We start from the raw sequence: 20851 nt of genomic DNA, 5'->3' as shown, positions 1-20851 counted from the left end.
TCCCCTAGCCGAGCTCTTTGTCCAGCAGCGCGAGAAGCTCTCCCGCCGAGGCCGAACCGATCTGGTCGGCGATGCCGGACGGTGCTCCGGCGTTCGCCATCGAGCGGACTCGGCCCTGCAGCTCGCCGAGCAGCGTGGAAACGGTGGTCCTGTCGTCCTCTCCGAGCGCGAGGAACTCATCCTGAAGCCGGGCGCCCAGTCCCTCGATCTCCTTGACCAGGTGATCGGCCGGGGACCGCGGCTCGGCCGCGGAGTCGGGGGTGACGCGCTCGCCCAGGAACTGAGCGACGGCGGCTGGGTTCGGGTGGTCGAACACGAGCGTGGCGGGCAGCTTCAGGCCGGTCACCGCCGCCAGTTTGTTGCGCAGCTCAAGCGCCGTGAGCGAGTCGATCCCGAGTTCCTTGAACGTCGCGGTGGGCCCGATCCTCCGGGTGTCCTCGTGGCCGAGGACGAGCGCGGTCTGCGCCCGTACGGCATCCACCAGCGCCGCCTGCGCCTCGGCCGGCGGCAGCGACCTCAGCGTTTGCGCGAGTGCGGCGGAGGCGGACTCCCCGCCCGTCCGGCCGCCGGGTCCGGCGGGCGTCCCGGCCAGGGTGCGCAGCAGCGGCGAGGCCATCTCGCCGGGCTGCGGGGTGCCCAGGGCCGCGAGGTTCAATCGCACCGGCACCAGTACGGGCTCGCTCACCGAGACCGCGGCGTCGAAGAGCGCGAGCCCCTCCTGCGACGCCATCGGCTGCACACCCTGGCGTTGCATGCGTACGACGTCCGCGTCGGTGATGTCGGCGGCCATCTCGGTGCGCTCCGCCCAGAATCCCCAGCACAGCGCGGCGGCGGCCAGTCCCTGGGCCCGGCGGGTTTCCGCGAGGCCGTTGAGGAACGCGTTGGCCGCCGCGTAGTTGGCCTGTCCGGCCGTGCCGAGCACACTCGCGATCGATGAGAACAGCACGAACGCGGACAGGTCCAGATGCCGGGTCAGCTCGTGCAGGTGCCAGGCGCCGCGCACCTTGGGCGCGAGGACCGCGTCCACGCGCTCCTCGGTCAGGGCCTCGACGACGCCGTCGTCCCGCACGCCCGCGCAGTGGATCACCGCCGTCAGCGGGTGTTCCGCGGGCACCGCGGAGACCAGTTCGGCGACGGAGTCACGGTCGGTGACGTCGCAGGCCACGATCGCGACCTCGGCACCGGCCCCGGTGAGCTCCTCTCGCAGCGCTCCCGCCGCCGCGGCGGCCGCCCCGCGCCTGCTGGTCAGCACCAGCCGGCGCACCCCGTGCCGCTCGACGAGATGGCGGGCCAGCATCGCGCCCAGGCCACTGGTACCGCCCGTGATCAGCACCGTACCGGACCCGAGGGCGGAGACGTCATCGGCTCCTGCCCCGGGTCCCCGACCGGCGGACGCGCCGGTGGCACGGGCCAGCTGAGGGGTGGTCACGTGGCCGGCACGGATCTTGAGCTGGGCTTCCGCGGTCGTGGCCGCCGCCGGGACGAGGGTCCACGAACCGGGCTGGCCGTCCGTGTCCACGAGCGTGAACCGGCCCGGGTTCTCCGTCTGCGCGGTGCGCACGAATCCCCAGACCGCCGCCGCCGCGGGATCGGCGTGGCAGACCTGGTCGTCGTGGAACGCGTCCCGGGTCACGACGACCAGGCGTGAGGCGGCGAACCGCTCGTCGGCGAGCCAGCGCCGCGTCCACCGCAGCACACGGTGCAGGGTGCGCTCGACGGCGTCGGGTGTGTCACCGCCGTCCGCGCCCGCACGGTCGACGCACGCGATGACGACCGGGGGTATCTCCCCGTCGGCGGCGGCGAGTTCGTCGAGACCGGCGAAGACCGCCGCGCCCTGTCCGAGGGACGCGGCGTGCGCGTCGGATGCCCCCAGCACGGCGTACGGACTCGTGGTCCGGCCGGACGGGACCTGGACAGGGACCCAGTCCACCTGGAACAGCGCGTCCTGGTGGTCGAAGCTCAGCTCGGCCAGCTGCTCGACGTCCGCGGGCCGCAGGGTCAGCGACGCGACGGCGCCGACAGGTGCTCCGCCCTGGTCCGCAAGGGTCACGGACAGCGTGTTCTCGCCCGCGGGGGCGAGGCGTACGCGCAGCGCGGTCGGCCGGCCGGAGCCGATACGGATGCCCGTGCACCGGAACGGCAGCCAGCCTTCGGGCCGGGAGTTGTCGACGAAGTGCCCGAGGCCGACCGGGAGCAGCGCGGCGTGGAGCAGCGCCGGGTGGATCCGGAACCGGCCCTGGTCCGCGCCGTCGGAGGCGGGCATCTCCACCTCGGCGAACAGGGTGTCGCCCTGGCGCCACACCTGCTTCAGGCCGCGCAGCAGGGGCCCGTGGGTGAACCCGAGGGCGGCGAGCCTGGTGTACTCGTCCTCGACGGGCACGGCGTGCGCGCCCGCGGGCGGCCACGAGGCGAGACTCTCCTCGCGGCGGGTTCCCGCGGTGCCGGTGCCGACGGTCCCGACGGCGTTGCGCGTCCACTCGCCCTCGCCCTCGCCCCGTGAGTGCACGCTGATGACCCGTTTACCGTCGACCACGACGCGGATCTCGCGCTCGGCCGTCCGGGACAGCACCAGCGGTGTCTCCAGGGTGAGTTCGTCGACGCCGTCGCCTCCCGCCTTGTGCGCCGCCCACACCGCCAGCTCCGCCAGCACGGCCGGCGGCACCAGGACGGCGCCGTGCACCACATGGTCGGCGAGCCACGGGTGGCGCTCCAGCGACAGGCGCCCGCTGCCCGCGACTCCGCCGTGCGCGCCGTCGTCGGGCAGATCGATCACGGCGTCGAGGAGCGGGTGGTCCGACGTGGTCGCGGTGGTGGTCTCGGCGGGTGTGTTCAGCCAGTAGCGCTGCCGCTGGAAGGCGTACGTGGGCAGCTCGGCCCACCGGCCGTCCTCGCCCGGGAACACGGTCTCCCACGACACGTCGAGGCCTGCCACGAAGGCCTCGGCCGCCGACTGGTACAGCCGCGCGAGGCCTCCCTCGTCGCGGTGCAGCGAACCCACCACGAACCCGGTGGCACCGGGTGTGGTGTCGAACATCTCCTGGATGTTCATCACGAGCAGCGGGTGCGGGCTGAGCTCGACGACCGCGCTGCCCGGCTCCTGCTCGATCAACTGCCGCATGGCGGCCGCGAACTGGACCGGTTCGCGCAGGTTGCGGTACCAGTAGGCCGTGTCGAGCGCCATGGGGTCGATCAGGCCACCGGTCACCGTCGAGTAGATGGCCACCGGCGAGGGCAGGGGGGTGATCCGGCCCAGCTCTTCCTGGAGCCGGCCGTCGAACCGGTCCATGAGCGGCGAGTGCCCGGGAACGCTGGACTTGATCAGCCGTGCGCGGGCGCCCTCGGCCTGGCAGGCCGCGACCAGTTCCTCGACCGCCTCGGTCTCACCAGAGACCGTCGTCGAGTTCGCTCCGTTCACCGCGGCGATCCCGAGCCGGGACGGCTCCCACCGCTCCATCAGCTTCCGTACCCGGTGTTCGGGCAGCAGGATGCCGGCCATGCTGCCCTGCCCGGTGACCGTGGCCAGAAGGCGGGAGCGCAGGGCCACGATCCTGGCCGCGTCGTCCAGGGTCAGGGCGCCCGCGACGTAGGCCGCGGCGATCTCGCCCTGGGAGTGGCCGATCACCGCGTCCGGCGTCACCCCGAGCGAACGCCACACCTTCGCCAGCGCCGCCATGACCGCGAACAGCACCGGCTGGACGACGTCGATGTCCTCCAGGTCCGCCGCGTCCGGACCTCCGCGCACGGTGTCGACCAGCGACCAGGGCACCCACGGCTCCAGCGCCCGCGCGCACGCGCGCAGCTCGTCGGCGAAGACCGGGGAGGTCTCCCACAGCTCCCGGCCCATGGCGAGCCACTGCGCCCCCTGGCCCGGGAAGACGAACACGGTCTTGCCCACCGGCTTCGCGACTCCGGACACCGCACCGGCACGGCCGGGCCCGTCACCCGCGGCGACGGCGGCCAGGCCGGCGAGCAGTTCGGCCCGGTCGGTTCCGATCACCACCTGGCGGTGCTCGAACAGCGAGCGCGTCGTCACCAGCGCGTGTCCCACGCCCGCGAGCGACAGCTCCGCGTCCGCGGCCACGCGGTCCCGCAGCCGCAGCGCCTGCTCCCCGAGCGCCTGCTCCGACCGTGCCGACAGCACCCACGGCACCGCCCCCGGGGCACCGGCCGGGGACCGCTCCGGCGCGCGGGCGTCGGGCGCCTGCTCAAGGATCACGTGCGCGTTGGTGCCGCTGATGCCGAAGGACGACACGCCCGCCCGGCGGGGCCGGTCCTCCGGCGTGGTCCACTCGCGGGCCTCGGTCAGCAGTTCCACCGCCCCGGCCGACCAGTCCACGTGCGTCGAGGGACGGTCCACGTGCAGCGTCCTCGGCAGCACACCGTGCCGCATCGCCATGACCATCTTGATGATGCCGCCGACCCCCGCGGCCGCCTGCGTGTGGCCTATGTTCGACTTCAACGACCCGAGCCACAGCGGATGTTCGCGGTCCTTCTCGTGCCCGTAGGTGGCCAGCAGGGCCTCCGCCTCCATGGGGTCGCCCAGCCGGGTGCCGGTCCCGTGCGCCTCCACCGCGTCCACGTCGCCGAGCGACAGCCCGGCATCGGCCACGGCCGCCCGGATGACCCGCTGTTGCGCCAGGGGGTTCGGCGCGCTCAGTCCGTTGGACGCCCCGTCCTGGTTGATCGCCGAACCGCGGATCACCGCCCAGATCCGGCGCCCGTTGCGCCGGGCGTCCGACAGCCGCTCAAGAACCAGCACGCCCGCGCCCTCGGAGAAACCGGTGCCGTCGGCCGCCTCCGCGAACGCCTTGCACCGCCCGTCGGCCGACAGCGCCCGCTGCCGGGCGAGTTCCACGAACATCCCCGGACTCGGCAGCGCCGCCACCCCGCCGGCCAGCGCCAGCGTGGACTCCCCGGAGCGCAGGGACCGTACGGCCTGGTGGACGGCGACGAGCGACGACGAGCACGCGGTGTCGGTCGACACCGCCGGACCCTCCAGGCCCAGCACGTACGCCACCCGGCCGGAGGCCACGCTGAGGTAGGTCCCCGTCATCGCGAAGCCCTCGACCTCGGCGCCCGCCCCGCCCCCCATCCGCGGGCCGTAGTCGACGTCGTAGATGCCGGTGAACACGCTGGTCGCCGAGCCCCGCAGGGCGGTCGGGTCGATGCCCGCCCGTTCCAGCGCCTCCCACGACGTCTCCAGCATCAGTCGCTGCTGCGGGTCCATCGCCAGCGCCTCGCGCGGGCTGATGCCGAAGAACGGCGCGTCGAACTCCGCGAGATCGGCCAGGAATCCACCGGTGCGCGTGTACGTCTTTCCGTGCGCCTCGGGATCCGGGTCGTAGAGGGCGTCCGTGTCCCAGCCGCGGTCCGCCGGGAAGTCGCCCATCGCGTCCACCTCGTCGGACACGACTCCCCACAGCCCTTCGGGGGACGCGACCCCGCCCGGGAAGCGACACCCCACACCCACGATCGCGATGGGCTCGCGCGCGGACTCCTCCAGCACGCGCACCCGCTCGCGCAGCTCCTGCGCGTCACCGACGGCGCGTCGCAAGTAGGAACGGAGCTTGTCGTCTTCCTCCACCAGGGCCTCCCTCAACGGTTGATTCGAAAAACGGGTGCGGCTGGAAAAACGGGTGCGGCTATACGTATCCGCGGTCGATCAAGGCGTAGAGATCGTCGTCGCTGCGGCCTTCCAGGCTCGTTTCCTCCCCCGTGTCCGGAGCCTTCGGCTCCTGTGGTTCGAGGAGGGAGAAGAGGTGGAGAGCGAGCCTGTGCGGAGTGGGGCAGGAGAACGCGACGGTGGCCGGGAGCCGTACCGAGGCCGCCGCGTTGAGCCGGTTGCGCAGCTCCACCGCCATCGAGGAGTCGAAGCCCAGTGCCTTGAAGGTCTCCGTCGACCGTGCCGTGAGATCGGTGGCCGTCGGGCCCTCGGCCGCCGTGCCCAGCAGCGCCGCCGCTTCGGCGCACACGAGCGTGAGGACCGCCGACGGCGAGTCCAGGGCCGCTGCCCCGGTGCGGGCGACCGCTCCGTTCGCCCGCGCCGCGGGGCTGTTCGCGGTGCCGGTGCCGACGGGCGCCGTCAGCCAGTACCGCTGCCGCTGGAACGGGTACGTCGGCAGGGCGATCCGGCGCGGCCGGCCGGCGAACGCCGTCCGCCAGTTCACCGGCACACCGCGCACGTGCAGCTCGGCCAGCGACGCCAGGACCTTGCCGACGCTCCCGTCGTGCTTGCTCAGGGTGCCCACCACCGTGGGCGGACTCGCCAGCGTGTCGGCGGTCTCCTCCATCGCCACCTGGAGCACGGGGTGCGGGCTGACCTCCACGAACACGCCACCGCGCTCGCGCATCAGGTTCCCGACGACCTCGCCGAAACGCACCGTGGAACGCAGGTTGTCGTACCAGTACGAGGCGTCGAGCGCGCGGGTGTCGAGCAGTCCTCCGGTGACCGTGGAGTGGAACTCCACCGCCGTCTCCCTCGGCGCGACACCCGCCGCGGCGTCGAGTACCCGGTCACGGATGCGTTCGACCTGGTGGGAGTGGGACGCGTACTCGATCCTGACCCGGCGCACCCGGACGCCGTCGGCGGCGGCCATCTCGGCGAACTCCTCCAGTGCCGCCAGGTCCCCGGAGATCACCACGGAGGCGGGCCCGTTCACGGCGCCCACGGACAGCCGCCCGGGCCACCGGCCCAGCCGTTCCTCGACCCAGGTCAGGGGCGCGGCCACCGCGTTCATCCCGCCCAGGGCGGCCAGCTCGGTCAGTGCCCGGCTGCGCAGGGCGACGATCCGTGCCGCGTCCTCCAGGCTGAGCGCACCGGACACGCACGCCGCGGCGATCTCGCCCTGCGAGTGCCCGACCACCGCGTCGGGGACGACGCCCAGCGACTGCCACAGCCGTGCCAGGGACACCATCATCGCGAACAGCGCGGGCTGCACCACGGCGTCCCCGCGCTCCAGCGACGGCGCCGACTCCGCACCGGTCACCAGGTCCAGCAGGGACCAGTCCAGCCACGGCTCCAGAGCGTGCGCGCACGCGTCGATCGCGCGTGCGAAGACCTCCGACTCGGCGTACAACTGCCTGCCCATGCCGAGCCACTGCGAGCCCTGGCCGGGGAACACGAAGACGACCGGTCCGGCCGGCTGCGCGGCCACGCCGCGCACCGCCCGCGCCGCGCCGCCGCCCTCCGCCACCAGGCCGAGGCCGGCCAGCCCCTCCGCACGGTCACCGGCGAGCACCACCGCCCGGTGCTCGAACAGCGTCCGTGTCGACACCAGCGAGTGCCCCACGTCGGCCGCCGTCAAGGACGCGTCGGCGGCCACGAGTTCACGCAGCCGCGCCGCCTGTTCCCGCAGGGCCAGCTCCGAGCGCGCCGACAGCACCCACGGCACCAGCCCGGAAACGTCTGTGGAGTCCACGTCCTCGTCCGCCAGGGGACGTTCGGGGGCCTGCTCCAGGATCACGTGCGCGTTGGTGCCGCCCATCCCGATCGACGACACCCCCGCCCTGCGCGGCCGGCCCGGCTCGCCCGGCCAGGGCCGCGCGGCCGTGAGGACCTCGAAGTCCTCCTGGAAGTCCGGGATGGCGGGGTTCGGCGAGCCGAAGTCCGCGTTCGGCACCAGCTGGGCGCGGTCCACGCAGAGCGCGGCCTTCACGAAGCCGACGATCCCCGCGGCCGGCTCCAGGTGCCCGACGTTCGCCTTCACCGAGCCGATCGTCAGGGTGCGGCTGCGCCCGGTCTCCCGGAACACCTCGCGCAGACCGGCGATCTCGGCCGGATCGCCGAGCCGGGTGCCGGTGCCGTGGGCCTCGACGTAGTCGACGCCGTCGAACGGGACGCCGGCGCGCCGCAGGGCGGACAGCACGGCAGCCGCCTGCCCCGTGGGACTGGGGTCCGGCATCCGGGAGGACGCGCCGCCGCTGCCGACGCCCCAGCCGCGCACCACCGCGTAGATGTGATCGCCGTCGGCGACGGCGAGGTCGAGCCGCTTCAGCAGGACGAACGCCCCGCCCTCGGCCCGGATGAAGCCGTTGGCCCGTTCGTCGAAGGGGTAGCAGCGGCCGTCGGGCGACAGGGCGCCCAGGTTCGCGAGGCCGCTGCCCGCTTCCGGATCGGCGATCAGATGCACGCCGCCGGCGATCGCCATGTCGACCGCGCCGCCGCGTATGCGCTCGCACGTCAGCGCCAGCGACACGAGGGAGGAGGACTGGCCCGAGTCCGCGCAGAAGCTCATGCCACGGACGTCGAACAGGCTGGAGATCCGGTTCGCGATCAGGGCACCGCTGGAGCCGAGCGCGGCGTAGTGGTCGTCCTGGTCGCTGCCGGACAGCCTGCGCAGCAGGTCGTACCCGGAGGGCGCGGCGCCTACCACGACGTCGACCTCTCGGCCGGCGAGTGCGGCCGCCGGGATGCGGGCGTCCTCCACGGCCTCCCAGGCGAGTTCCAGCCCGAGGCGCTGCACGGGGTCCATGGCGGCGGCCTCCGCCGGACTCGTACCGAAGAACCCGGCGTCGAACCCGTCGACGGAGTCGAGGAACGAACCCGAGTTCAGGGTGGCGGCGTCCGGGTGGGACATGTGCGTCGTGTTCGCGTCGGCGGCCCGCTGCTCGGGGAACGTTCCGATGGTCGACCTCCCGTCGAGCAGCAGCCGCCAGAACTCGGCCGGGTGCTGCACTCCGGGAAAGCGGCACGACATCCCGATGACGGCAATATCGGTGGCTGCGCCACTCATGCGTGTTCCTTCCGGTTCCCTCGGCGTACGGCTCCCACGGGCCGCCGCACCCTTCTCACAGCCAACGGGTCAGCAACGTGCGCAGCTCGTCCGGCGCGTCCATGAAGTCGTAGTGGCCTCCGTCGACCACCCGGAACTCGACCGAGTCCGTGTAGCGGCGCCACCCCTGGAGGTCGGCGAGGCCCACGTCCGGGTCGTCCCGCCAGTGCAGTACGACGACGGGGCAGTCCACCGCGACCGGTTCCTCGCGGCGGTACGCGGCCGCGGCCGCGGTGTCGCGCAGCAGCACCATGAGGCCCAGGTCGACCATGTCCGGCCGCGGCTCGATACCCCGGCTGCGGACGAACGACTCCACCTCGGCGCGCAGTTCGTCCTCGGACATGGCGAGCATCCGGTCGCGCGCGGCGTCGTGCGGGGCCGGCTGGCCCGACACGAACAGGCAGTCCGGTGTGGGCAGGCCGAGTTCGGCGAGCCTGAGCACGGTCTCGTACGCGGCCACGGCGCCCGCGCAGTGCGCGAAGAACGCGAACGGCCGGTCGAGCAGCGGCTCCAGGGATTCGGCCAGGCCGACGGCGAGGTTCTCGTAGGTGCCGTAGTGCGGATGGCCGAGCCGGTTCTCGCGGCCGGGGAACTGCACCGGGCAGACCTCGACGTCGTCGATCACGGCCGGCCAGGCGCTGAAGGCCGACGCCCCGGACCCGGAGAAGGGGAAGCAGAAGATCCGGGCGGGATGGTCGGTGGACGGCGGCCGGACGAACCACGGCGACATGGCGATGGTGGAGCCGGTTGTCATGGCGTCATTCGTTTCTGGGCGACGATGGGGAAGTGGGTCATCCCGGCGATGAAGTACGACCGCAGGTGCTGCGGTTCGCCGGCGAGTTCGATCGATCCGAATCGCTGGAGCAGTTCCTCGAAGAAGACGCGCAGGGTCAGCCGGGCCAGCGGTGCGCCGATGCAGAAGTGCGGCCCGAACCCGAAGGCGACATGGCGCTTCGCGTTGCTCCGCGTGATGTCGAACGTGTGCGGATCCGTGAACCGGGACGCGTCCCGGTTGGCCGATCCGATCCACGCGACGACCGCCCCACGGGCCGGGATGGTGCTCCCGCCGATCCGGACGTCGTCCACCGCGTACCGCATGAAGTTGCACGCGGCCGACGACCAGCGCAGCCCTTCCTCAACGAGGTTCGGGATCAGCGAGGGGTCGGCCTGCGCCTTGGCGAACTGCTCGGGCCGTTCGATGAGCGCCTGCACCGTACCCGAGACGGTGTGTGGTGTCGTCACGTTGGCGCCCAGGAGAATGCTGTAGCCGTCGAGGGCGATCTCCTCGTCGGTCAGCGGCACGCCTCCCGGGCGGACGCTCATGAGGTGGTGGAGCAGGCTGTCGTCCTCGGCTCCGTCCGCCCGCCGCGTCCTGGCCCATTGCCTGACGTAGTCGAGCAGTTCGTGGTGGGAGATGGCCAGGGTCGCCGCCTCGTTGCCCACCAGGAAGTGCGGGTCCGAGGGAGCCGTCACCATCGCGGTCAGCTGGACGAGTTCCGCCCAGTCCTTCTCCGGGATGCCGAGGAGCGGGCCCGTGACCAGCGCCGGGAGGAGCAGTGCCCGCTCGGCCAGGTCGAAGGTCTCGCCGTCGAGCGCCGGTTCCAGGAAGCGCACGATCGTGCCGCGGATCTTGTCCTCCCAGGACTTCACCGCCCGCGCGGTGAGCTTGGAGCCGAGTGGCCGGCGGACCTCGGTGTGCCGCGGCGGGTCGGTGGACGTCATCAGCACGCCGGCCGCGGCGTCGTCCGTCCCGAGGTGGGTGGGGACCGTGCCGCGCTCCGAGGTGAACTCCCGGTGGTCGCCGAGCACCCGGCAGACGTCCTCGTGCCGGGTCACCGACCAGAACTCCCGCCCGTCCGGCAGGACTTGGTGGTGCACGGGTGCCTTCTCCCGCATCACGTCCCAGATCGGGTGCGGGTCGCCCGACGTGTACAGGTCCAGGTCGAACAGGTCGACGCCGGCGAGGTCGATGTCTCGCGCGGGACCCGGCGTCAGCCTCACGTCCCCGACCTCCCCTGCTCGATCAGCTCGGCGACCCGGGTCGGAGTCTGCGCCAGGTAGAAGTCGCGCACGGACAGCCTGACGCCGTAGTCCTGCTCCACCCGCTCGATGATTTTGATGCCGGCCATCGAATTTCCGCCGAGTGCGAAGAAATCGTCACCCGCACCGACTTCGCAACCGAAGTGTTCCGCCCACAGCGCCGAAACCTCCTGTACGAGCGAAGCCGGCGCACCCGAAGGTGCGGCCTGTCCCTGGATCACCTGCGGCGACGATTCCATAGTCAGCCTTTTCCTTCCTCTGTCGAACGGGAATGCCCGCCCACGCCATTTGCCACTGGGCCCTTTCCGCTGTCCCGCCGGCGAGACAGATCATCGGAATCGTGCTGTTCCGGAAAGAACGTCCGCACGTGCATGGTCGTCCACGGCAGCCTGCTGCTCCGCCGGGCACTCATGCAAGAGATGAGCCGTCCGGACGCTCTGCCGGGCACCGGTTGTCCTGCCGACGGGACAGCCGGGCGCCGCCCGCTCCGGCACCGGCCACCCGTCCGAGCATACGCAGTCGCGTCATTGCCATCCGCATCTGCGGAGAATTATGGTGACGATCGGGTGGAATGCCCAGTAGCTTCCGCGTGCGTCAAACAATCATGTACTGGAGGGGATTTCCTTGCTGAAGTCGGAACGGCTTGCGGTGCTACCCATCGATTCGTACGACCTGGAATCCGAACTGTCCGTCGTGGACAGTCACGAGTACGACGGCAAATACGATGCCTTCACCTTCGGTTCGTGGTCGTCCCACGTGCTGGCCAACGGCAGCGGAGCCGATTCCGACACCACGTTCCGCCCGCACGAAGGCGGTCCGGCCCTCACCGAACTCGGCAAGCAGCTGCCGAACATCATGTCCATGGTGACCGAGCACTTTCCCCTGGACCGGCTGCAGTGGGTGCGCATCTTCAGCCTGCGCGACGGAATCATCGCCCCGCACGTCGACTTCCTCGAATGGGCCAAGCCGGGCCTGCGGGTGCAGGTTCCCCTGCGCACCAGCGACGAGGCCCTGCACTCCGAGAACGACATCGTCTACGGCATCCGCCGCGGTGAGGTGTGGAAGATCCACTCGACCGACCCGCACTCCGCGCGCAGCACGTCCAAGGCCGCCCGGCTCTCCCTCTGCCTCGACTTCACGGAGTCCGAGGGGCCCCTGGCGATCCGCGGCACCGTTTCCGCGACCCAGCCGATCCGCGTCGTGCAGCGGCCCGAGGCGACCGAGGCGGAACTCGAAGAGCTCATCGGCTCCGCGAACCTGACCCCGGCGACCATGCGGTCGGGCTTCCGCCGCTTCGCCGAGCTCCACTTCGAGCGGCGTGCGCACGCCACCGAGGCGTTCGACTGGTACATCGAGGCCGCGCGGCGCACCGGGGACGAGGACATCGTCGCCAAGGCCCAGGCGTACCGCACGTACTGCATCGAGAAGCGGGGCGACGGCGAGGTGTTCGACTGGTGAGGAGGCTCGGCCCGCACGGAGCCGGTCGCGCCCTGGTGCGCGGCCGGCTTCTTCTCTTCTCCCGTGTCCGGACGGGGCGTTGAGGGCCGGGCAGGGTGGGGTGGACGCACGCCGACGGCCCGCCGCATGTGTGCGGCGGGCCGTCGGCTCGGTCGGCTGCGGTCAGCGCTTGGCGGTGCCGGCGCGCAGACGGTCGATCATGTGGCGGGTCGTCTCGATCGGGCTCTCGTCGGGAAGGTCCCGGGTACGCTGCGGCAGCGCCGCGTTGACCGTGGCCACCTTCGCGTCCCACTCGTCCTGCCCGGCGAAGGGAATCGTCTCGCCCTCCTGGTACGCGGGGAACGGCCGGTAGCTGTTGAGACCGTTGACGTCGGTGCCGCGGACGAGCAGCGGGTCGAGGTAGATCCCCTCACTGTGGATCCGGGTGGTCGTCGCGATGTAGCCGATGTCGAGACCGCAGCGCCGCTTGGCGGAGCTGTTTCCCTCCGAGTAGTGCAGCAGGTGGGGATGGTGGATCGAGACGTCGCCCGGCTGGAGTTCGATGTCCACGACCCCGCGCTTGTCCACCCACTCCTGCACCAGGTCCTCGTCGGACGCGGAGAACAGCATGTTGTCCGTGTCGGTGCGGCGCGTCGGCTTGTGCAGGGGCAGTTCGTGGCTGCCGGGGATCATCCGCAGGCAGCCGTTCTCCGTGGTGCTCTCGTCGACGGCCAGCCACACCGTCAGCGCCTCCATGGGGCTCAGCGTCCAGTACGCGCCGTCCTGGTGCCACAGCACGGGCTGTCCGTCGTACGGGGGCTTGCAGATGTAGTGGGCGGTGAAGCACGCCAGATCCGGGCCGAGGAAGAACTCCGCGACGTCCACCAGACGGGAGTCCGAGACCACACGTGCCCAGAAGGCGTCGTTGCGGATCAGCGGGTGGTGGAAATGCTCGGGACGCAGATCCGGGTACTTACGGGTGAGCCACTCGACGTGGGCGGCCACCTCCTCCAGGAGATCTCGTGGCACGACGTTGCGGATGATGGAGTAGCCCTGCTCGGCGTATTCCGCCGCAGCCTTCTCCAGCACGCCATCGCGAAGTGCGGTCATGGTCATGCGTCAGCTCCTTCTCAGGTGTCAGATACCGCTGGCCGCGCGGAACGAAGTTCAGCCCCGGATATGGAGAGGTGGTCGAACCAGAGTGTCGACGCGGCATCGCCCTGATACGCAGCCGCTGTTGGCCGGGCAGACGGCCCGCGACCCGGTTCTTCGCCCGGCACACACGATTCCAGTGGCTCGTCTGGGTATATCGCGTTCCCCAGCACTCAAATACTCTGTCCGCCGGCCGTGAGGGTGTCAATGTCCGAAGGGCCGCGAGGGTGGCCGTCCCGCCGACGGGACAGATTCGGCGACTCGACTTCTCCTATAGCCACGGTCTTTCAGGCTTCGAGCCGGGGGACATATGTTCTTGAGGACCCTCACGGAGCATTGCCCACATAACCCACACCAGCTCAGGGCTGAGTTGTCCGGCGGATGAGGATGACGTGACTATGTCCATAGAACCAGGGCCGATTCGGCTGAGCGTCACCGACCTGCACGCGTCGGTCGACGATCCCGCACTCACTTCCATGACGCTGCTCAACGAGCTCGCGGGACGGTACCCGGATGCGGTCTCGTTCTCGGCCGGCCGCCCGTTCGAAGGCTTCTACGACGTCGCGGACCTGTCACGTCACCTCACGACGTTCCGAGGCTATCTCGAGGACGAGAAGGGCCTTCCCCAGGAGCAGGTGCGGCGCACCTTTTTCCAGTACGGCCGCACAAAAGGCTTCATCCACGAGCTCATAGCGCGCCAGCTCGAGGTCGACGAGGGTGTCACCGTCGACCCGGAGAGCATCGTGGTGACCACCGGCTGCCAGGAGGCGATGGTGCTCCTGCTGCGTGCGCTCGTCCGGGACGAGCGCGACGTCGTCCTGGCCGCGACGCCCAACTACGTCGGGTTCATCGGCGCGGCCCGGGTGGCCGGCGCCCCGCTGCGCGACGTCCGGGAGAACGACGGCGGCATCGATCTGGAGGACCTGGAGCGGCAGGTGCGGGCGGCACGGCGCGAGGGGCTTCGGCCGCGTGCCTGTTACGTCGTCCCGGACTTCGCCAACCCGAGCGGCGCGAGCATGTCCCTGGCGGACCGGATCGCCCTGCTGGAGCTGGCGAGGCGGGAGCGGATCCTCGTCATCGAGGACAACCCCTACTCCCTCTTCCGGGCCGGCGGTTCCCCGCTGCCCATGCTCAAGGCGCTGGACGACCGGCATCAGGTCATCCACCTCGGCTCCTTCGCGAAGTCCGCCTTCGCCGGTGCCCGCGTGGGCTACATCATCGCGGACCAGCCGGTGACGCCGGCCGGATCCTCCGCCGGGGACCCCATGCTCCTCGCCGACCACCTCGCCAAGCTGAAGAGCATGGTGACGCTCAACACCTCGACCGTCGCCCAGGCGGTCATCGGCGGGTATCTCATCGAGAACGGGTGCAGTCTCAGACGCGCCACCGCTCGCGAGGCCGACGTCTACCGCCGGAACCTGGCCACCGTGCTGGACAGCCTGCACGCGGTCTTCGGACCGATGCCGGGCCTGCCGCGAGAGGTCTCGTGGAACACGCCCCAGGGCGGGATGTTCGTCGTCGTCACGCTGCCGTTCCCGGCGGACGACGACATGCTCGAATACTCGGCCTCGAAGTTCGGCGTCCTGTGGACCCCCATGCATCACTTCTACGGGGGCACTGCCGGATTCCACCAGGCCCGGCTGTCCTTCAGCGTGCTCACTCCCGACCAGATCACCCTGGGCGTCGAGCGGCTGGGCAAACTCGTCCAGGACCAGCGCGCACACAGGCCGGCGGCAGCGGCCTGAGGCACGGCCGCGAGAACCGGCCATGAGGGCGGCCCCCGAACACGATGTGTTCGGGGGCCGCCCTCATGGGTCACCGGCGCGGTGTACTCGTTCATCCACTGCCGTACCTGCGGCTGATCGGCCTTGTCGATGCCGATGAGTTCGCAGATGACGGTGGCGGTCAGCGGCGAGGAGTAGTCCTTGATGAGGTCGCCCGAGCCCTTCTGGGCCAAGGCGTCGATGAGCTCGGCGGAGATCTCCTCGATGCGGGGCCGCAGTGCCTTCATGCGCCGGACGGTGAACGCCGGCGTCACGAGGCGGCGCTGCCGGGCGTGGTCCTTGCCGTCCTTGAGCATCATGTTGGCCGCGACGTAGGGCACGAACTCGTCCGGCAGATCGAGGGCCGCGACCGTCTGGTCCGCCACGCTGGGCCCTTGGCGGCCCGGCACGTTGCTGTAGTCCACGACGAGGCGCGGGTCGCTCAACGCGGCCTTGACGTCCTCGTTCCGCGTGATCAGCCAGACCGGCGGCCCTCCGGGAAACCCGATGCGGACGAGCCGGGGCTGCTCCCGCAGGCGCCCGTAGGCGCCGATGGGGTCATCCGTGGATCCGGGGGTTCATCAGGCTGACGATCGGCTCGGCCGTGATCGCCGTCTCCTTGATCAACATCCATGGGGGGTTGGCAAGCGAGAACAAGGGAACGTAGCGCCGCCCCGGCGACACGAAGTGCGCCGGGGCGGCTCGGGGAGGGGGGCAGCCGGTCGGAGCCGGCCGGGGTCACGCTCGCTTCTTGAAGGTGGACAGCGCCCAGGCGTACCCCACGACGGCGAACCCGACGCACCAGGCGAGGGCGGCGATCGCGTGGCCGCTCGACACATGGCCCGCCAGCAGCCCGCGCAGCGTCTCGATGATCGGGGTGAAGGGCTGGTACTCCGCGAACTGCTTCACGCCGGCGCCCATCGAGTCCGCGGGGACGAACGCGCTGCTCAGGAACGGCAGCATGATCAGCGGCACGGTGGCCAGGCCCGCCGACTCCGTGGTCTTCGCGGCCAGGCCCATGGCGACGGTGAGCCAGCTGGCCCCGACGGCGAGCAGCACGAAGAGGCCGAGCACGCCGAGCCAGTCGAGGGCGCTCGCGTGCGGGTCGAAGCCCATCGCGAAGGCCACCCCGACGATGGCCGCGCTGGCCACCAGGCAGCGCACGGTGGTGACGACGACGTGTCCGCTGAGCATGGCGCCGCGGGAGACGTCCATGGTCTTGAACCGGTTGATGATGCCCTTCGTCATGTCGTCGTTCACGGCCGTGGCGGTGGCGCCGAGACCGTAGCTGACGGCCATCACGAGCAGGCCCGGGGTCGCGTAGTCGATGTAGTGCTGGCCGACGCTGAAGGCACCGCCGAACACCTTGACGAACATCAGCATGATGACGATCGGGAACAGGACCGCGTTGAACACCGTGGTCGGGTTCCGCAGGGTGTGCTTCACGTTGCGGCGCAACATGATTCCCGAGTCGGCAAACGCCGTCGAGACGCTGCTCATCGCGCGATCGCCTCCTTCTTCTCCTCGCTCGTGTGCTCGGTCGCGTCGCCGGTGAGGGCGAGGAAGACGTCGTCCAGGTCGGGTGTGTGCACGGAGAATTCCTTGGCGTTGAGCATGTGCTCGTCGAGCCGGTCCAGCAGGGCCCGCAGCGACCTCGACTCACCGTCGCTGGGCACCCGCAGGGTCAGCTCCTCCTCGTCCTGCGTGGAGTCGGCGAAGATGCGCGCCGCCGAGTCGAGTTCGAAGGCGTCGGTGAACCGGAGCCTCACGTGGGTGCCGGGGATCTGGCGCTTGAGCTCGTCCGCCGTGCCCTGGGCGACCAGGTGGCCCTGGTTCAGCACCGCGATCTGGTCGGCGAGTTGGTCGGCCTCTTCGAGGTACTGGGTGGTGAGGAAGATGGTGGTGCCGTCGGCCACCAGCTCGCGGACGATCCCCCACATCGTGCGCCGGCTGCGCGGGTCGAGACCCGTCGTCGGCTCGTCGAGGAAGATGATCTGCGGGTTGCCGACCAGCGTCATGGCCAGGTCGAGCTTTCGGCGCATGCCGCCCGAGTAGGTCGACGCCATCTTGTCCGCCGACTCCACCAGGTCGAACCGCTCCAGCAGCCGCGTGACCACCTGGTCGCCGGAGCGCACGCGCTTCAGGTCCGCCACCAGCTGCAGGTTCTCCCGGCCCGACAGCAGATCGTCCACAGCGGCGAACTGGCCGGTCACGCCGATGGCCGCGCGCACCTTCTTGGTCGCGGTCATCACGTCGTGCCCGGCGACGTGCACCGTCCCGGAGTCGGCTGTGAGCAGCGTCGTCAGGACGTTCACCGTAGTCGTCTTGCCCGCCCCGTTCGGACCGAGCAGGGAGAAGACCGATCCCGCGGCGACTTCGAAGTCGATGCCGTCGAGCACGGCCTTGTCGCCATATGCCTTGCGCAGCCCTGATACTGCGATCGCGGAACTCTTCATGCCCCCACTGTCCGCACCCCGTCTGACAATGACCTGTCACACCCGTGACACGGCCCTTGAGTCTCTCTGGAGCGGCCCGGCGTGCCCGCGACCGACGCGAGGAGGGCGTCCGCCGCGGCGGACGCCCTCCTCGGAACCTCGGCCCGGACGGCCCGGTCACCACGCTAGCGACCGCGGGCGGACTCCGCCTCGATCACGTCCAGCACCTCCCGGCCGTGGTCGACCAGGTACATGTGGTCGCCCGGGAACTCCGCATAGCTGAACCCGGCCGTGGTCGCGTCCCGCCACTGCCGGGCCTCCTCCTGGGTGACCAGGCCGTCGTGGTCGCCCCGCAGGGAGCAGATCGGCACCGACACGGGTTCGTCGGTGCTCGGGACGTACGCCTCGTGCATCTCGCAGTCGGCCTGCAGCGCGGGGAGAATCAGTTCCCGCATCTCCGGGTGGTCGAGGGCCTCGTGCCGGAACCCCGCGAACTCCTCGACCCTGGCGAGGAACTCCTCGTCCGGGAGGCCCGCCGCCCGCCGCTCGCGCTGGGTCCACGGCCCCGGTGAACCACTGACGATCAGCCGCTCGACGTGCACGTCGCGCGTGCTCAGCAGGTGTACGAGCTCGTACGCGAGCACGGCGCCCAGGCTGTGCCCGAAGAGCACGACCCGGGCTCCCGCGCCGAGTTCCCGGGCGACGTCGTCGATCTCGTTCTTGGCCGCTTCCACCACGTTCCGGTACGGCGTCTCCAGGATCCGCCGCTCCCGGCCGGGCAGATCGACGGTGGCCACGTGCCACCGGCCGGCGGCAAGGTCCCGCCACGGATGGAAGAACGAAGGTCCCGCTCCGGCGAACGGCACGCACAGCAGCGTGGTCCGGTCCCCGTGCGCCTCGGATCCGCCGGGCCGTGTCTCCGTGACCGGCCTCTCGTCATGCATGGGTCTTCTCCCCGGCCTCGGCCAGCTTGCGGGCGATGACCTGCATGATCTGGCCCGCGGGCCTCGGCATGTGCAGGTCGTGGTGCGTGGCGTCCACGTCGTACTCCTCGATGGAACCGAGCACGTGCGGCCGCCAGTCGGGGCCGTACGACGTCACGCCGTCGACCTTGTCCAGCTTCGCGTTGAAGTACAGCAGATCACCGCGGTAGACCGGCGACTCGAAGACGCCCATCTTCTGCAGGTTGTTGGCGCCCACCTGGGACATGGTGTCCAGGAAGCTGTCCATGTTGTTGGTGTTCATGAACTTGCCGAAGACTTCCTCGACATCCGCACGGTAGAGCTCCTTCGTGCGGCCGGACACCTCCCGGAACCCGTTCTCCGGGCGGGAGTTGGCCGGCTGGGAGTCCAGGACGGCCACGAGGCCGATCTCGTGCCCGCGCCGGTCCAGCGCCTCCGCGGCGGCGTGCGCGATCGGGCCGCCGAAGGACCAGCCGACGAGGTAGTACGGCCCTTCCGGCTGGGTCTTGAGGATCTGGTCGATGTAGTCCTCGACCATCTCCTCCACCGAACCCGCCATCGGGTCCACGCCGTTGGAGCCGCGGGACTGCAGGGCGTAGGCCGGCCGGTCCGGCACGTGCGGCGCGAAGGTGAAGAACGCCCAGCCGAGGCCGCCGCCGCCGTGGAAGAACCACACCGGCTCCTTGCCCGTGCCGGGGTCCCTGTTCAGCGGCAGCACGACCCCGAAGGAGTCGGCGTGGTCGCCGGGGATGCTGCCGATGAGCAGCAGCGCGGCCAGCTCGGCGACCGTGGGGTACTGGATGATCGTCCTGAGGGGCATGTCGACGCCGAACGTCTTGCGGATGCGGGCGCTGAGCCGGGTGGCCAGCAGCGAGTGCCCGCCGAGCGCGAAGAAGTCGTCGTCGATGCCGACCCGTTCCAGGTTGAGCAGCTCGCCGAAGAAGGAGCACAGCGTCTCTTCGTGCGAGTTGCGCGGCGCTCCGTTGCTCACGCTGCTCGTGTGCTCCGACGGCAGCGCGTTCCGGTCGATCTTGCCGGCCGGGTTCAGCGGAAGCTGCGCCAGCGGCACGACCGCGGCCGGGACCATGTAGTCCGGAAGACGCCCGCGCAGGTACTCGGGCAGCTCGGCCACCAGCGGGCCGATCGCCTTGGCCAGAGCCGGGGTGTTGGCCCGGACCAGCCCGGCCACGCCGCTGGGCACGAACCCCCCGGACACGGTCCGCCGTTCGGGCAGCAGCACCGCGTCGAAGCTGTGGACGGCCTCGCCCGACCAGGTGAGGACCGCTTCCATGCCCCGCTGCCGCGCCCATGCGGCGAGGTCCTCCGGATCGACCGGCCTGCCGGTGGGGGCGCCCAGGCTCAGCACACCGGCGAAGGTCGCCGCGGCGGCCTCCTCCGCCAGCCGTGCGTTCGGTATCCCGGTGCATCGCACCGGGCCGTTCGCCCGGTCCACGACGGCGCCGAGACCGGCCAGGTCGGACGTCTCGCCGCCCCACGGGACCGCGGGGACACCGGCCAGGTCGAGGACGTCGGCCGGCTCCTTGTGCAGAACGACCTCGTAGCGGTGCCGGGTCAGCGCGTTGTGGGCGCGGCCCGCCTTCAGCCGGATGTCGACCCCGACGGCCCGGTCCGCCGCCCACTGGGCGAACCACTCCGGTGCGACCAGCAGTTCCCGCTGGTCGAGCAGCGCCTGCTCGACCGACGCCCGGATCTCGTCGTGCGCGGCGTAGGGCTGCGCCGCGCGCTGCTCCGCGGTCGCCAGAATCCGCTGGGTCGCGGCGTTGCGGACGTCACCGACGATCAGCCGGCCGCCCGGCGCGAGGAGTTCCATGGCCTGGTCCAGCACCTGGTCCAGGTATGCGACGCCGGGGAAGTACTGCGCGACCGAGTTGAGTACGACGGTGTCGAAGTGGCCCTGGGGCAGCCCGGTGACGTCGTCGGCCGCCTGGACGCTCAGCCGGACGCGGTCGCCGTGGCCGGCCTGTTCGGCCTGGGCCCGCAGTCGCTCGACCGCGGTGGCGGAGATGTCGGTGCCCCAGTACTCGTCGACCTCGCCGACGGTCTTCGCGAGCAGCAGGCCGGTACCGACACCGATCTCCAGGACCCGGCGCGGTGCGAACCGCAGCACCTGTGCCGCCGCCGCGTCCTGCCACTCCCGCAACTGCTCCAGCGGGACCGGCTCGCCGTCGTACACCGACTTCCACTGCTGGAAGCCCTCGCCCCATGCCTCCTCGGCGGAGTCGGCGTAGTCGTCGTCGTGGACCTGGCGCCATTCCTCCACCTGGGCGGCG

The 20851-nt window shown here is 71.0% G+C and carries 12 protein-coding genes; 2 read left to right on the top strand and 10 right to left on the bottom strand.

Going from position 1 to position 20851, the window contains the following annotated elements:
• Positions 1 to 4: 4 nt before the first annotated feature.
• From BIV25_RS36170 to BIV25_RS36150, 5 genes are read right to left on the bottom strand one after another with little or no spacing between them, the layout of a single operon-like run.
• Positions 5 to 5584, bottom strand: a complete 5580-nt coding sequence (locus BIV25_RS36170) for a type I polyketide synthase (protein WP_256256849.1) — start codon at positions 5582 to 5584, stop codon at positions 5 to 7.
• 58 nt (positions 5585 to 5642) lie between these two features.
• Positions 5643 to 8732 carry a type I polyketide synthase gene (locus BIV25_RS36165; RefSeq protein ID WP_079177089.1) on the bottom strand — a complete coding sequence of 1030 codons (3090 nt, stop codon included), beginning with the start codon at positions 8730 to 8732 and terminating at the stop codon, positions 5643 to 5645.
• A gap of 55 nt (positions 8733 to 8787) precedes the next feature.
• Complete coding sequence (locus tag BIV25_RS36160; protein WP_071376759.1) at positions 8788 to 9525, bottom strand: thioesterase II family protein; 738 nt, start codon at positions 9523 to 9525, stop codon at positions 8788 to 8790.
• A complete protein-coding gene (locus BIV25_RS36155; protein ID WP_071376758.1) occupies positions 9522 to 10772 on the bottom strand; it encodes a cytochrome P450 in 1251 nt (416 codons plus the stop codon). Before BIV25_RS36155 ends, BIV25_RS36160 begins: the two co-directional genes overlap by 4 nt.
• Positions 10769 to 11050 carry a phosphopantetheine-binding protein gene (locus BIV25_RS36150; protein WP_071376757.1) on the bottom strand — a complete coding sequence of 94 codons (282 nt, stop codon included), beginning with the start codon at positions 11048 to 11050 and terminating at the stop codon, positions 10769 to 10771. The genes BIV25_RS36155 and BIV25_RS36150 overlap by 4 nt, the downstream gene beginning before the upstream one ends.
• 385 nt (positions 11051 to 11435) lie before the next feature.
• Here BIV25_RS36150 and BIV25_RS36145 point away from each other — a divergent pair, with 385 nt between their 5' ends.
• Positions 11436 to 12269, top strand: coding sequence for a putative nonproteinogenic amino acid hydroxylase (locus BIV25_RS36145; RefSeq protein ID WP_071376756.1), 834 nt, complete (start codon positions 11436 to 11438; stop codon positions 12267 to 12269).
• 162 nt (positions 12270 to 12431) lie between these two features.
• Here BIV25_RS36145 and BIV25_RS36140 read toward each other — a convergent pair whose 3' ends face one another.
• Positions 12432 to 13364, bottom strand: coding sequence for a phytanoyl-CoA dioxygenase family protein (locus BIV25_RS36140; RefSeq protein WP_256256845.1), 933 nt, complete (start codon positions 13362 to 13364; stop codon positions 12432 to 12434).
• Between the two features lie 434 nt (positions 13365 to 13798).
• On the opposite strand from BIV25_RS36140, the gene BIV25_RS36135 reads away from it, so the two are divergent.
• On the top strand, positions 13799 to 15145 hold the full coding sequence (locus BIV25_RS36135; RefSeq protein WP_071376755.1) for a PLP-dependent aminotransferase family protein: 1347 nt from the start codon (positions 13799 to 13801) through the stop codon (positions 15143 to 15145).
• Between the two features lie 756 nt (positions 15146 to 15901).
• Here BIV25_RS36135 and BIV25_RS36130 read toward each other — a convergent pair.
• The 4 genes from BIV25_RS36130 to BIV25_RS36115 form a co-directional block, all read right to left on the bottom strand.
• Positions 15902 to 16663 carry an ABC transporter permease gene (locus BIV25_RS36130; protein ID WP_071376754.1) on the bottom strand — a complete coding sequence of 254 codons (762 nt, stop codon included), beginning with the start codon at positions 16661 to 16663 and terminating at the stop codon, positions 15902 to 15904.
• Positions 16660 to 17619, bottom strand: a complete 960-nt coding sequence (locus tag BIV25_RS36125; protein WP_071376753.1) for an ATP-binding cassette domain-containing protein — start codon at positions 17617 to 17619, stop codon at positions 16660 to 16662. Before BIV25_RS36125 ends, BIV25_RS36130 begins: the two co-directional genes overlap by 4 nt.
• Before the next feature lie 164 nt (positions 17620 to 17783).
• A complete protein-coding gene (locus BIV25_RS36120; protein WP_071376752.1) occupies positions 17784 to 18542 on the bottom strand; it encodes a thioesterase II family protein in 759 nt (252 codons plus the stop codon).
• The coding region (locus BIV25_RS36115; RefSeq protein WP_143076749.1) for a thioesterase domain-containing protein at positions 18535 to 20851 on the bottom strand (2317 nt) is incomplete at its 5' end. The genes BIV25_RS36120 and BIV25_RS36115, both read right to left, overlap by 8 nt.

Origin of the sequence: Streptomyces sp. MUSC 14, from assembly GCF_001866675.1 — a bacterium.
Taxonomy (GTDB): Bacteria; Actinomycetota; Actinomycetes; order Streptomycetales; family Streptomycetaceae; genus Streptomyces.
This window is presented reverse-complemented; position numbering and strand designations above follow the sequence as displayed.

Excerpts from the sequence above, each read along its gene's own strand:
- BIV25_RS36165 (WP_079177089.1), bottom strand. The coding sequence starts at position 8,732 with ATGAGTGGCGCAGCCACCGATATTGCCGTCATCGGGATGTCGTGCCGC.
- BIV25_RS36160 (WP_071376759.1), bottom strand. The coding sequence starts at position 9,525 with ATGACAACCGGCTCCACCATCGCCATGTCGCCGTGGTTCGTCCGGCCG.
- BIV25_RS36150 (WP_071376757.1), bottom strand. The coding sequence starts at position 11,050 with ATGGAATCGTCGCCGCAGGTGATCCAGGGACAGGCCGCACCTTCGGGT.
- BIV25_RS36140 (WP_256256845.1), bottom strand. The coding sequence starts at position 13,364 with ATGACCATGACCGCACTTCGCGATGGCGTGCTGGAGAAGGCTGCGGCG.
- BIV25_RS36135 (WP_071376755.1), top strand. The coding sequence starts at position 13,799 with ATGTCCATAGAACCAGGGCCGATTCGGCTGAGCGTCACCGACCTGCAC.
- BIV25_RS36130 (WP_071376754.1), bottom strand. The coding sequence starts at position 16,663 with ATGAGCAGCGTCTCGACGGCGTTTGCCGACTCGGGAATCATGTTGCGC.
- BIV25_RS36125 (WP_071376753.1), bottom strand. The coding sequence starts at position 17,619 with ATGAAGAGTTCCGCGATCGCAGTATCAGGGCTGCGCAAGGCATATGGC.
- BIV25_RS36120 (WP_071376752.1), bottom strand. The coding sequence starts at position 18,542 with ATGCATGACGAGAGGCCGGTCACGGAGACACGGCCCGGCGGATCCGAG.